Source organism: Blautia sp. DFI.1.216, from assembly GCF_020594215.1.
In the GTDB taxonomy this organism is placed as follows: Bacteria; Bacillota; Clostridia; order Lachnospirales; family Lachnospiraceae; genus Blautia_A; species Blautia_A wexlerae.
In genome coordinates this window covers 15,072-27,285 of sequence record NZ_JAJDML010000050.1, presented here as the reverse complement: position 1 = coordinate 27,285, position 12,214 = coordinate 15,072, and the positions used below count along the sequence as shown (strand labels likewise).

General features: G+C 41.9%; 14 protein-coding genes. All 14 read right to left on the bottom strand.

Translation table 11 applies throughout. From position 1 onward, the window contains the following. Positions 1-177 precede the first annotated feature (177 nt). Positions 178-948, bottom strand: a complete 771-nt coding sequence (locus LJE11_RS15530; protein WP_161233751.1) for an SseB family protein — start codon at positions 946-948, stop codon at positions 178-180. 4 nt (positions 949-952) lie between these two features. Next, entirely contained in the window at positions 953-1,675 is a 723-nt protein-coding gene (locus LJE11_RS15525) for a DNA alkylation repair protein (protein ID WP_055151962.1), read from the bottom strand. A gap of 315 nt (positions 1,676-1,990) precedes the next feature. Then, positions 1,991-3,265, bottom strand: a complete 1,275-nt coding sequence (purD, locus tag LJE11_RS15520; RefSeq protein ID WP_025579495.1) for a phosphoribosylamine--glycine ligase — start codon at positions 3,263-3,265, stop codon at positions 1,991-1,993. Positions 3,266-3,284: 19 nt separating this feature from the next. Next, positions 3,285-3,926, bottom strand: coding sequence for a phosphoribosylglycinamide formyltransferase (purN, locus tag LJE11_RS15515; protein WP_025579492.1), 642 nt, complete (start codon positions 3,924-3,926; stop codon positions 3,285-3,287). Beyond that, positions 3,920-4,945, bottom strand: a complete 1,026-nt coding sequence (gene purM, locus LJE11_RS15510; RefSeq protein WP_055151956.1) for a phosphoribosylformylglycinamidine cyclo-ligase — start codon at positions 4,943-4,945, stop codon at positions 3,920-3,922. Before purM ends, purN begins: the two co-directional genes overlap by 7 nt. 75 nt (positions 4,946-5,020) lie before the next feature. Next, complete coding sequence (gene purE, locus LJE11_RS15505; RefSeq protein ID WP_008705484.1) at positions 5,021-5,521, bottom strand: 5-(carboxyamino)imidazole ribonucleotide mutase; 501 nt, start codon at positions 5,519-5,521, stop codon at positions 5,021-5,023. Positions 5,522-5,754: 233 nt separating this feature from the next. Beyond that, positions 5,755-7,773, bottom strand: a complete 2,019-nt coding sequence (locus LJE11_RS15500) for an aminopeptidase (protein WP_044955998.1) — start codon at positions 7,771-7,773, stop codon at positions 5,755-5,757. A 53-nt stretch (positions 7,774-7,826) separates the two neighbouring features. After that, positions 7,827-8,147: a DUF6142 family protein gene (locus tag LJE11_RS15495; protein ID WP_008705486.1), complete on the bottom strand. Its 321-nt coding sequence runs from the start codon at positions 8,145-8,147 to the stop codon at positions 7,827-7,829. Then, complete coding sequence (locus tag LJE11_RS15490) at positions 8,131-8,604, bottom strand: VanZ family protein (protein WP_008705487.1); 474 nt, start codon at positions 8,602-8,604, stop codon at positions 8,131-8,133. Before LJE11_RS15490 ends, LJE11_RS15495 begins: the two co-directional genes overlap by 17 nt. Positions 8,605-8,629: 25 nt before the next feature. Then, positions 8,630-8,782, bottom strand: coding sequence for a hypothetical protein (locus LJE11_RS15485; RefSeq protein WP_022380872.1), 153 nt, complete (start codon positions 8,780-8,782; stop codon positions 8,630-8,632). Positions 8,783-8,860: 78 nt separating this feature from the next. Continuing rightward, positions 8,861-9,541 carry an orotate phosphoribosyltransferase gene (gene pyrE, locus LJE11_RS15480; RefSeq protein ID WP_025579488.1) on the bottom strand — a complete coding sequence of 227 codons (681 nt, stop codon included), beginning with the start codon at positions 9,539-9,541 and terminating at the stop codon, positions 8,861-8,863. A gap of 26 nt (positions 9,542-9,567) precedes the next feature. Next, positions 9,568-10,470, bottom strand: a complete 903-nt coding sequence (locus LJE11_RS15475) for a dihydroorotate dehydrogenase (RefSeq protein ID WP_008705490.1) — start codon at positions 10,468-10,470, stop codon at positions 9,568-9,570. After that, a complete protein-coding gene (locus LJE11_RS15470; protein WP_008705492.1) occupies positions 10,470-11,258 on the bottom strand; it encodes a dihydroorotate dehydrogenase electron transfer subunit in 789 nt (262 codons plus the stop codon). The genes LJE11_RS15475 and LJE11_RS15470 overlap by 1 nt, the downstream gene beginning before the upstream one ends. A 10-nt stretch (positions 11,259-11,268) precedes the next feature. Continuing rightward, the gene (gene pyrF / locus LJE11_RS15465) at positions 11,269-12,195 is read right to left on the bottom strand and encodes an orotidine-5'-phosphate decarboxylase (RefSeq protein ID WP_008705494.1); all 927 of its coding nucleotides are present in this window, start codon (positions 12,193-12,195) and stop codon (positions 11,269-11,271) included. Positions 12,196-12,214 lie beyond the last annotated feature (19 nt).

The window sequence follows — 12,214 nt, the reverse complement described above, 5'->3', positions numbered from 1 at the left end:
CTGTAAAGTTTTTTAACTTTCTTCAATTTTAGTATTGACTTTTTATTTGCAGGCTGAAGTAACGAGAATGCGACGCGCAGTTATTCAAAACAAAAAGGGGTGTACTGCCATGTTCTCACACAGCATGCACACCCTTTATCTTCTTTCTGTCAACTGAATTTCATCTACATGACTTGATTATTTTAAGCCAATGATCTTATTGAGCTGTTCTCTGTTCAGAACAAGGTTAAAGCCTAATGGATTAACTGCATAAGCCATTGCCTTATCGATTAACAGCTCCGGAAGTTTTGCAAACGGTACTTTCGCAATACGCAGCTTCTGACCTTTTGTAAACTTCTCAAGTTCCATAACGTCTGTAAATACAGGCTGGAGAATTTCTTCTTTTTTATTTTTGAGATACGGAATATTGATCTTCTTAGGATCTTCAGGATCTACATTCATAGCAACCAGATATTCGGATTTCTTCAGGTTTACGATCAGTTCTTCCTCAAGCTCACGAAGATTTCCATGCTGATCCTTTTCTACCGGACGGCGGAGTTCCTGCATAAAGTAAATGCCGGAAAGCTCCAGTGTAGGATTCAGAAGCGGTCTCTTAGCCGGCTCAATCTTGCTCATATCTGCCTGTTTTGCAATATCAGGAAGATCAATCTCAATCTTATCTTCACCATCTACCCATACAACTGTATTTACGCCAATTGCATAGAAAGTTCCATATAATCTGGGATAATCCTTCTTGGTAAATTTCATACCCATAAGAAGAACCTTTTCTTCCAGCATTTTTTTGCCGAATTCTTTGATTCCTTCTTCTGTGGAAAAAATCCATGCCTGGTCATTATAAGTCTCTTCGTCACATTTCACATATGGCAGTTTGGTAGCCTGTGAGTATGCAACAAATACTGTCTCTCTGTTCTGTAATTCCTTGATTGCTTCTTCTTTGCTGATTCCCATTATTTTATCCTCTCTGTCTCATTTCTTTTATGATCTTTTTCATTTCCTTATCAACACGATAAGACTCTGTGATCTTCTGTAGTGATTTCTTATATGTAAATTCATCCAGTTTGTGACCGTCCTGCAAGTATGTCAGCATCTCATCCGGAAATGCCGCAAAATATACAGATACTGCCCACGCCACTGCCATCTTTGCATAATATCCCTGCTGAGTGATACTCTCCAGACGTCTGATACTCTCTTTCAAATATTCACGCTTCACAAAATGTCCCAGAAGCATGACTGCCGCAAATCTTGCTTCGTATTCTTTATTCGAAGTAAAATACGTTTCAATAAAATCCCAGTATTCTGTCTGGTATTTATCTGCATCTTTTAATGTACTGCAAAAGCAATCGCATACTGCCCAGTTATTAATGTCCGGCACAAATTTTGCCACATATGTTAAGCGTTCTTTGCATTCCATCTTTGCATAAGCACTCACCAATCCGCGAAGCATCGTTTCTTCATACCACTGGTCATCCGCCTGTTCAAACCATTCCTGCCAGTCCATACCAGAAAGCTGCTTTGCAAATTTTCGCAACACCGGAAGTCTGATTCCCATAACATTATCCACACCCGGCAGAAGATTGCTGTGAAAAACCCGATAACCGGTATCTTCATTCTCCTGCAGAAACTGGCGCACCATATGTGTCGTCACCTGAATCTCTTTCTGACTTTTCCTGTTCATAATATTTCTCCCATTACTGTGCATATGCTGAACAGTAACTTTCTCCTTGCTGTTTCTGCTACGTTACAATTCATCTCAATCTGTAACTTTGCTTTACAGCACTTTTCTATTTTATAACAGATTGCATGAAAAGTAAAGGAAATCGCTCGTATTATTTATGCAAAATAATTTATGTGGATTCTATCGTTCTTTCAAAAAATATTACATCGAGATCATTTTGGACAGAAGAAGTATCTGCCAACCATAAAACAGGAGACAAGAATGGGACTTTTATCCCAGCTTTGTCTCCTGTTTATTTTTAAACATCAATATTTTTTATGCTTCATCAATTGCTTTTCCAATATCATGGCGCATATATTTATTTGCGAATGTAATCCACTCTGTAGCTTCATATGCATTCTTTCTTGCTTCTTTTAAATCTTTGCCTGTCGCAGTAATTCCCAGAACACGACCACCATTAGTAACAATCTGACCGTCTTTCAGTTTGGTTCCTGCGTGGAAGCAGTAATATCCGTCTTTGCCTTTGAAATTTTCAAAGCCGTACATTGGGATACCTTTTTCATATTTTACAGGATATCCATCACTTGCAAGTACTACGCACACTGCTGCATTATCCTCGAACTGAAGGTCTACCTGGTCCAGTGTTCCATTTACGCAAGCTTCCATTACTTCAATGATATCATTCTTCATACGTGGCAGGACTACCTGTGCTTCCGGATCTCCGAAGCGTGCATTATATTCCAATACCTTCGGACCATCCGCTGTAAGCATAAGACCAAAGAAAATGATTCCCTTAAACGGGCGTCCTTCTGCAGCCATTGCGTCCACTGTCGGCTGATATACATATTTCCTGCAGAATTCATCTACCTCTTCTGTGTAGAACGGACTCGGGGAGAAAGTTCCCATTCCGCCCGTATTCAATCCCTGATCACCGTCCTGAGCGCGTTTATGATCCTGTGCGGATGTCATTGTACGGATAGTTTTTCCATCTACAAATGATAACACAGAGACTTCACGTCCTGTCATAAATTCTTCGATGACCATGGTATTTCCGGCATTTCCGAATTTCTTATCTTCCATGATCTCTTTTACGCCGTCTTCTGCCTCTTTCAAATCCTTGCAGATCAGCACTCCCTTGCCGAGTGCAAGACCATCAGCCTTCAGGACAATTGGAAATCTGGCTTCTGTGCGGAGATATTCCAGTGCTTTCTCAGGATCATCAAAATTCTCATATGCCGCTGTGGGAATATTGTATTTTTTCATCAGATCTTTTGAGAACGCTTTGGAGCCTTCAAGGATAGCTGCATTCTTTCTCGGGCCAAAGACTTTCAGACCACGTGCTTCAAATACATCTACCACACCGCCAACCAGAGGATCATCCATACCGATAATGGTAAGATCGATTGCTTTCTCCTGAGCAAAATCAGCAAGTTTCTCAAACTCCATAGCACCGATATCTACACATTCTGCAAGTTCTGCAATCCCTGCATTTCCAGGTGCACAATAAATTTTATCCACTTTCGGACTCTTTGAAACACTCCATGCAATGGCATGTTCTCTTCCACCGCTGCCTACGATCAAGACTTTCATTTTATTTTTGCTCCTTTATCTACTCTTCTGTATCAAATTCCTCTGTTTCTACTCTTCCATCCACCACTTTCACTTTGTCATTGGCAATAAGATTGATAGCTTTCGGAAGAATCTTCCACTCCGCTTTCTCCATAACACGTCTCTGAAGAACTTCCGGGGTATCATCAGATTTAATCTTTACGGCCTTCTGAAGAATGATCGGACCTGTATCTGTACCTGTGTCAACAAAATGTACGGTCGCACCTGTCACACGTACGCCTCTTTCCAGAGCTTTCTCATGTACATGCAATCCATAATAGCCCACTCCACAGAAAGACGGAATCAGTGACGGGTGGATATTGATGATCTTATTTGGATACGCTTCCACGATCATTGGAGGAATAGCCACAAGAAATCCCGCCAGAACGATAAGCTCTACACCACTTTCTTTCAGCTTCGCAAGAAGTGCCCTGTGAAATTCTTCTCTGTTCTCAAACTGTTTTGGGGAAATACATACAGCTTCTATGTTGTGATTCTTTGCTCTCTCCAGCGCATAAGCCTTCGGATTATTGCTGATAACCAGAGAAACTTCTGCATTTGTAATCTTTCCACAGTCAATGGCATCCAGGATAGCCTGCAGATTCGTGCCGCCTCCTGAAACCAGTACACCGACTTTTAACATAAAGTCACTCCCTTTTCACCATCTTCGATACGTCCTACTACGTACGGAGTGTCACCTGCTGCTTTGATCGCTTCCATTGTTTTGTCCACATCTGCTGCATCTACAGCAAGGATCATTCCAAGTCCCATGTTATAAGTATTGTACATCATCTGTTCATCAATATTGCCTTTTTCAGCAAGAAGTTTGAAGATTGGAAGTACCGGATAGCTGTTCTTTTCCACAACTGCACGTGTTCCCTCTTTAAGCATACGCGGAATATTTTCATAAAAACCGCCGCCTGTGATATGACTGCATGCGTGCACACGAACTCCGGCATTTTTAATGCTCTTTAATGCTTTTACATAGATTCTTGTCGGGGCAAGAAGAGCTTCACCAAGTGTTGTTCCAAGTTCATCATAGTAAGTATCAAGGGATTCTTTTGTCATATCAAATACTTTACGGACAAGTGAGAAACCGTTGCTGTGAACGCCAGTGGAAGCCATACCGATCAGGACATCTCCGGCTTTTAAATCTTCTCCTGTGATCATATCTTTCTTATCGCAGACACCTACTGCAAAACCAGCCAGGTCGTATTCATCTTCCGGCATTAATCCCGGATGTTCTGCTGTCTCACCACCGATGAGAGCTGCATCAGACTGCACACATCCTTCAGCCACACCGCCTACAATAGCTGCGATTTTCTCCGGATAGTTCTTTCCACATGCAATATAGTCAAGGAAGAATAATGGTTCTCCGCCTGCACATGCGATATCATTGACACACATGGCAACTGCATCAATTCCGATGGTATCATGTTTGTCCATGACCATCGCAAGTTTTACCTTTGTTCCACATCCGTCTGTACCGGATAAGAGTACCGGCTCTTCCATTTCTTTAATCTTTGCAAGGGAAAATGCTCCGGAAAATCCACCCAGACCTCCGAGCACTTCTTCGCGCATGGTTCTCTTTACATGTTCTTTCATCAGCTCTACTGATTTATATCCTGCTTCAATATCTACTCCAGCGGTCTTGTAATCCATAATTATCCTCCGTCTTCTACTCTCAATTTCAGATTATTTTCTATTACCGTTCACTTCGTGTATAGTAATTATTTTTTAGTAATTTTTATATCCGACTTCCTGTAATCTTGCGTCTTTTGCTTCCACCTGTTCTTTTAATTCCTGGCTGTAAGCCTTTAATTTTGCAAGAAGTTCCTCATCTGATGTTGCAAGGATCTTAGCTGCCAGAAGTCCTGCGTTTGCGCCTCCGTTGATAGCGACTGTTGCAACCGGGATTCCTGACGGCATCTGTACGATAGAATAAAGGGAATCTCTTCCTCCCAGAGAAGTGGTGTGCATAGGAATTCCGATAACCGGCATCGGGAAGATTGCTGCGCACATTCCCGGCAGATGAGCTGCCATTCCTGCACCTGCGATGATTACTTTAAAGCCTTTTTCCTCTGCTGTTTTTGCATATTCAAAAAAGACATCCGGTTCTCTGTGTGCGGAAATGATCTTTATCTCGTAATCAATTCCCAGTTTCTCCAGAATGTCTGCTGCTTTGCTCATGATCGGCATATCTGAGTCGCTGCCCATCACAATTCCTACTTTTGCCATGATTATTCTCCTTTTCTTCTCAAGTATTCTCAGACAGACCAGATTTTATCTGTCCGGGACTTTGTTTTTATTTTATTGATAAAAAAAGTACGGTCAGAAAAGATTTTATCAAAACCCTCTCTAACCGTAGATTCTACTAAGATTCCCTTTTTCTGTCAATAAAATTAATGCAAAGAAATATTTTAACGAACTAATAAATTTTTTTGTATTCCGAACTTAATAGGAAAATGCCTTTATTCCCCAAACGGCTCGTTCAGAGCTTCCGTACCCGGAAGGACAAATCTTCCATCTTCAATAATAGAGATCATATCCCCCTCATCATCAATCGTACGGATGCTTCCCAGTTCGTCATATGGAATCGTAATATCTGTGTGACATCCATAATAAGCAAGGCTGACGTCTTCTTTTCGCATCTCGGAAATCTCATTGTCCCTTGCGATAATCTCTTTACCATCCGGATTATAGACCGGAGTATCTTCTGACCAGCTGTAACAGGTATCACCAACTGCAAAATGCGGTCCCATTTTCTCCGCGATCAGAATCGGAAGTTTGTCTGCGATATTATATTTCTGCGCTGCCACATAAGCTGTTGTATTAGTTCCGATCGCAAATTCTCCCATTGCAAGTTTCGGATGATGGAACAGAATATTATCTTCAATATATTTACGGTTCTCTTCCTCTGTCTCAAAATTAGAACAGCTGTAATCGATCACCTGTCCGCAGTCAAACACAAGCTTCAGGTCACAAAACTGCAGTCCGTTAAGATATACTTTTGAAACATGAAGCATTCCGCCTGTTCCTGCAAGTACCGGTGAAGTAAATACTTCACCCAGAGGAATATTTACATCTGCCACACAGTTCTCAAAATTTGTCTGTGTTTTCGCATCTGTTAATGTATGAAGATGAATGAGCAGATCTGTCTCATTCTCTCCCTTTCCCTTGATTTCCACCCATTCACAGGTATCAAGAGTATCTATGATCGTCTGCTGGATCTTCTGATATTTTTTATAATCCAATGTATTGATCTTTACGATCTCGCGGAAAATTTCCGGAAAATCCTCTCCGATCTCAGGTATCGGATAAGCAATGATCGTAAAACTTCTTTCCTCACCTTTGATATAACGATTTGTGATCTGACCGGATTCATTGTCCAGTTCCAGCTGAAGCTTCTGCTGTGCTTCTGTAAATGCCCAGCTTTCCGGTTTACTTACCGGTGAAAACGGCTTCTCTCCAAATGTCTCGATCACAGCCGGTCCGCCATGTACATCTGCCAAATCTGCGTATTCATCATAAGAAGTCTGCATGGCACGAAGTTTACGCTTTACAAAATCCGGATCCAGAAACAGCGCACTGTCCTGTCTGTGGTCATAATCAAACTGCGGATTTGCAATTCCTCCTGTAAATCCATTTCTGAACTGATTCCGTCTGTTCACCGCATGAAGTGCATGGCGGTAAATAACCGTCTGCAGCCCCATCTCCCGGAACTGAAGAACAGCCGCTTTTACCATACGCTCAAAGCCAAGATGATAACGTATATTAACCGTTTTCTTCTTTGTAATATCTTTTCTTCCTGTGATGAATCCCATCCGATAGCCTTCTGTATAAGTACGTGCCATCTCATCAATTTCCCTCTGGGAAAGTGAATTCATAAATTCTGCTGTTTTCAGTTCATTTTCCGATACATATTCGCCGGACTGATACAGATAACTCAGATCGCTCAGATCAGAATCCATGATCATTTCAACCACAAAATTATTCTCAGGATCAATCGCCTCTCTGATCCGATTTTCCACCATATCCTGACAGTAGTCATTCACATAGGAAACGAGAATTTCTTTCACCTGTTTCTCAGCAGGAATTTCTTCCTGCGTAAATGCAGAATAAATTTCCAGAAACAATTCAAGTACAACCGTAAGATCCCATGCTTTTTTTTCAAACGCATAAGCAATCGTGCCATGAAGTTCTGTATAAAGAAAGGTAAATACTTTTCCGTATTCTCCCAGCATTTTCTGTGCATATGCAGGATTTCCATAAGAATTTTCATAATTTTCGGGCAGAATATCCTGATATAATTCATGATTCTGTTCCTGAAGTTCTTCAAGATTTTTCCCCGCAATTCCATGGTCCATCACATGAATCACCTGCTGTAAAAACATTGCTTCTTTTGTAAAAAAATCGCAGTACGGTTCTTCTGCCATTTTCTCGTCCGGTATCTGAGCGATTCTTTCTTTCGCCAGTTCATACCGTTCCATAACCCATTCGTCCAAACTATATTTCTCCTTTTTCTATCAGACTTCCCTGTTAATCAGCCGGAAATTCCCATCAGAAAGATTCCCAGCCATCCGATCATTATGATTCCGTTTGCAATAGAGCCAATCATACCTGCTTTGTGTGTCCGGTTTTCTTCTGAAAAGCTTTTCAGTCCCATCGCAAATCCATATACAGACAGAAGCATTGCGCAAAGACTGATCCCGCCTACAATATATCCGTATTGTCCCTGCAAAAAAAATGCCAGCAAAACTGCAGTCACAAATAAAACCAGTGAAACAGCCGCCAGCACTGCTGACAGTTTTCCCTGCTGTGCCTCTCTTTTCTTTGCAAACGCATATCTATATCTTTTTGCCATAAATTTTTCTCCTCAGGTGATCGCAGATAAAAAAAAGCAGATATCCAAGAGCCGCCCCTGCTGTATTCAATATCATATCATCTACGTCAAAGCACCCAACCTTTGTAATAAGCTGGATGACCTCTACCGTAACACTAAGCCCAAATCCTGCCAGTACGATCAGCCATCCGCTTCTCATTTTGTCCAGAATAACCGGCAGTATAAATCCAAATGGAAGAAAACCAATTACATTTCCAAAAAGATTTGTAACTACCGCCATAAGTCCAAGCTGTTTTCTGTATACCCAGAAACGCCTTATCTCAACAAACGGTATCAGATTATATCTGTACTGTCTTTCTTCCATTGCTGCTCTTCCGTATTCTTCTGAAAAGAACAGAAAATAAATCAGTGCCAGAACATACAGGATAAACAAAATGGTTCCCAGTGTCCGTATGATATGCTTCGTTTCTTTTTTCAATGTTTTCTCCTGTTTCTGAAGCCTTTTATATCAATATCTCTGATTTCTTTTTCAGCAGTCTTGCACCGTTTACGATCATCATGATCCCTGTTACGATTCCCGTTGCCAGTACAATGATCCCGACTGTCAGACTGCAGGCTCCTGTGGAAGACATGGTTTTATAAATTTTTTCGTTCATAATCGTCCTCATCAGTATCATGATCTGCTTTCGCAGATCATGATATCTTATTTATAAATCGCTGTTACCTGTATTTGCTTATTTTGCACCGTACTGCTCATAATATGCGTCGATTGCGGCTTTCAATGTATCGTCAATGATTACTTTTCCTTTATATTCTTTATTATAAAGATGTTCAATGACCTCTTTCATTGTAACAATCGCATTTGTTTCAAACCCATAAAGGTCATGGACTTCGTCAAGGGCACACTTCACGCCGCCTTTTCCGACTTCCATGCGGTCCAGAGAAACCATAAGACCGACGATTTCCACATCAGCCGCACCTTTTACCTTCGGTACTGTCTCTTCCATGGATTTACCGGATGTTGTTACATCTTCGATCATCACTACACGATCGCCGTCTTTTAATTTACTTCCGAGGAAGCTTCCCTTATCTGCACCATGGTCTTTTTCTTCCTTACGGTCTGAACAGTAGCGAATTTCTTTTCCATATAATTCGCTGAATGCAATTGCAGTTACAACACTTAACGGGATTCCCTTATATGCAGGTCCGAAAAGCACATCGAAATCATCGCCATATTTATCATGAATGGCATGTGCGTAGTACTCACCCAGTTTCTTTAACTGAGAACCTGTCACATATCCGCCTGCATTCATAAAAAACGGGGACTTTCTTCCGCTTTTAAGGGTGAATTCTCCGAATTTCAGAACTTCACTGTCTACCATAAATTCAATAAATTCCTGTTTATACTGTTCCATCTTATGTTATGCCTCCTGTATCTGTTTTATTTTACAATACCAACCATCTCTTTTACGGAATTGAATCCATTCTTCTTCATGTACGCTTCAATTCCATCGATCACTTCCAGTGTCACTGCCGGATTGTGGAAATTTGCCGTACCCACAGATACCGCGCTGGCTCCTGCAAGAATAAACTCAATTGCATCCTCTGCGCAGGAAATTCCGCCCATTCCGATGATCGGGATATTGACTGCCTGTGCAACCTGATAAACCATACGGACAGCAATCGGTTTCACGATCGGTCCGGAAACACCACCGGTTTTATTTGCAAGCGCAAAAGTCTTCCTGTTGATATCAATCTTCATTCCTGTCAGTGTATTGATCAGGGATACCGCATCTGCACCGCCTGCTTCCGCACCTTTTGCAATCTCTGTGATATCTGTGACATTCGGTGTTAACTTCATGATCACAGGCTGTTTTGCAATCTTTTTGATCTGAGCGGTAAGTTCCTCTACATGATGTGCATCCTGACCAAATGCAAGGAATCCTGCGTTTACATTCGGGCAGGAAATATTAATCTCCATCATATCAATTGGCTGATCTGCCAAACGTTCCACCACTGCCAGATATTCTTCCGGCGCATGACCGCATACATTTACAATGATCTTTGTATCATACTGTTTCAAAAAAGGAATATCCCTCTCACAGAAAAGATCGATACCAGGATTCTGCAGACCAATCGCATTCATCATGCCTCCGTAAACTTCAGCCACACGCGGAGTCGGATTTCCGGCCCACGGGACATTGGCTACGCCCTTGGTTGTCACTGCTCCCAGCTTATTAATATCTACATAATCAGCAAATTCTGCTCCTGAACCAAAGGTTCCGGATGCCACTGTTACCGGATTTTTCCACTCTACGCCGGCAATATTTACACTCATATCCATCAGATTTCCACCTCCGTAGAAAGAAATACCGGGCCATCCTTGCAGATTCTCTTATTATTCACATTGCTATGTGCATCTTTTTCTCTGGATTTGCACACACAGGCAAGGCAGGCACCGATTCCGCATGCCATACGTTCCTCCAGGGAAATATAACATTCAATCCCATTTTCTTCGGCATATTTCTTGATTGCACGAAGCATCGGAGTTGGTCCGCAGGCATAGATCACGTCCGCTTCCAGAGCATTCTCTCTGATAGCATCCATAACATTGCCTTTTGTTCCCACACTGCCATCCTCTGTGGCAATATAAAGTGTTCCCGCCGCCTCAAATTCCTCTCTGAGGAACGTATGACAGTCCCTGTATCCTGCAATGATCTGTTTTTTCTCACATTTCATCTGCTTTGCAAGTTCCAGGATCGGAGGAACACCGATTCCACCACCCATAAGGAAAACTTTTTTCCCCTCAGCCTTCTCTACAGGAAAACCATTTCCCAGAGGTCCCAGTACCGGAATGGTATCTCCGGCTTTCATCTGTGAAAATTCATCGGTTCCGGTTCCCTGTCCGGTCACTCTGTAAACCAGATGAAGACGGCCATTTTCTTTGTCAATCTCACAAAGACTGATCGGTCTGGGAAGAATTTTGGATTTATCATTTGTATAAAGAGATACAAACTGTCCTGGTTTCGCATCTGCTGCGATTCTGTCAGTCTGGATCCACATACTGTAAATGCCTGCACCAATGCTCTCCTGACTTACAACAGTGCAGATTTCTCTTGTCTTTTCGCTCATTTCATGCCTCCTAGCGATTGTTTAAAGCAGTACTGATGTCTTCGATCATATCTTTTACCGCCTGGCGGGATGCATCTGCATAATTTAATTCACCAAAGGAAGCATATTTTTCCTGTTTGTAAGCTGCAATGATTCCTCTGGAAGAGTTGACGATCGCACCAAGTCCGTCTTCATTAAAGAAATGAACAAGATCGGCACCTTTTCCGCCCTGTGCACCATATCCTGGTACCAGGATGAAGGTTTTCGGCATGATCTTACGGAGAGTTTTTCCCATTTCCGGATAGGTTGCACCTACTACAGCACCTACATAGCTGTATTCATTTCCCATATGTGATTCTCCCCACTGGGCAACCTTCTCTCCAACCCACTCATAAAGCGGACGTCCGTCAATGATTCTGTCCTGAAACTCTCCGCTGGACGGATTGGATGTTTTTACGAGTACAAAAAGCCCTTTGTTCTCTTCTTTACATACATCGATAAACGGGTTGACACTGTCAGATCCCATATATGGATTGATTGTCGCAAAATCTTCGTCAAAACCTGCGATCCTGTTACTTCCCACCTGAACTTTACCCAGATGTCCGACTGCATATGCAGCAGATGTGGAACCAATGTCACCTCGTTTGATATCTCCAATAACTACCAGACCTTTTTCTTTGCAATAATCAATGGTGTTCTTATATGCCATTAAGCCCGGAATACCAAACTGCTCATACATTGCGATCTGTGGTTTCACTGCAGGGATCAGATCGCTGATCGCATCAACGATTCCTTTATTATACTGCCAGATAGCTTCTGCTGCTCCCTCTAATGTTTCCCCCAGTTCAGAAAAAGCTTTCTTCTGAATATGCTGCGGGATATAGTTGAGCATCGGATCCAGTCCTACTACGATAGGAGCGTTTGTTTTTTTAATGTTTTCAATAAGTTTGTTGATCATGAGTCTTTCCTCCTGAATA

Bases quoted from the DNA above. Each gene is read 5' to 3' on its own strand.
- LJE11_RS15485 (WP_022380872.1), bottom strand. From the start codon at position 8,782: ATGAACGAAAAAATTTATAAAACCATGTCTTCCACAGGAGCCTGCAGT.
- LJE11_RS15530 (WP_161233751.1), bottom strand. From the start codon at position 948: ATGGGAATCAGCAAAGAAGAAGCAATCAAGGAATTACAGAACAGAGAG.
- LJE11_RS15475 (WP_008705490.1), bottom strand. From the start codon at position 10,470: ATGGATATGAGTGTAAATATTGCCGGCGTAGAGTGGAAAAATCCGGTA.
- LJE11_RS15525 (WP_055151962.1), bottom strand. From the start codon at position 1,675: ATGAACAGGAAAAGTCAGAAAGAGATTCAGGTGACGACACATATGGTG.
- LJE11_RS15500 (WP_044955998.1), bottom strand. From the start codon at position 7,773: ATGGAACGGTATGAACTGGCGAAAGAAAGAATCGCTCAGATACCGGAC.
- purD (WP_025579495.1), bottom strand. From the start codon at position 3,265: ATGAAAGTCTTGATCGTAGGCAGCGGTGGAAGAGAACATGCCATTGCA.
- pyrE (WP_025579488.1), bottom strand. From the start codon at position 9,541: ATGGAACAGTATAAACAGGAATTTATTGAATTTATGGTAGACAGTGAA.
- pyrF (WP_008705494.1), bottom strand. From the start codon at position 12,195: ATGATCAACAAACTTATTGAAAACATTAAAAAAACAAACGCTCCTATC.
- purM (WP_055151956.1), bottom strand. From the start codon at position 4,945: ATGGATTACAAGACCGCTGGAGTAGATATTGAAGCAGGATATAAATCA.
- purE (WP_008705484.1), bottom strand. From the start codon at position 5,521: ATGGCAAAAGTAGGAATTGTGATGGGCAGCGACTCAGATATGCCGATC.
- LJE11_RS15495 (WP_008705486.1), bottom strand. From the start codon at position 8,147: ATGGCAAAAAGATATAGATATGCGTTTGCAAAGAAAAGAGAGGCACAG.
- LJE11_RS15470 (WP_008705492.1), bottom strand. From the start codon at position 11,258: ATGAGCGAAAAGACAAGAGAAATCTGCACTGTTGTAAGTCAGGAGAGC.
- purN (WP_025579492.1), bottom strand. From the start codon at position 3,926: ATGTTAAAAGTCGGTGTACTGGTTTCAGGAGGCGGCACGAATCTGCAG.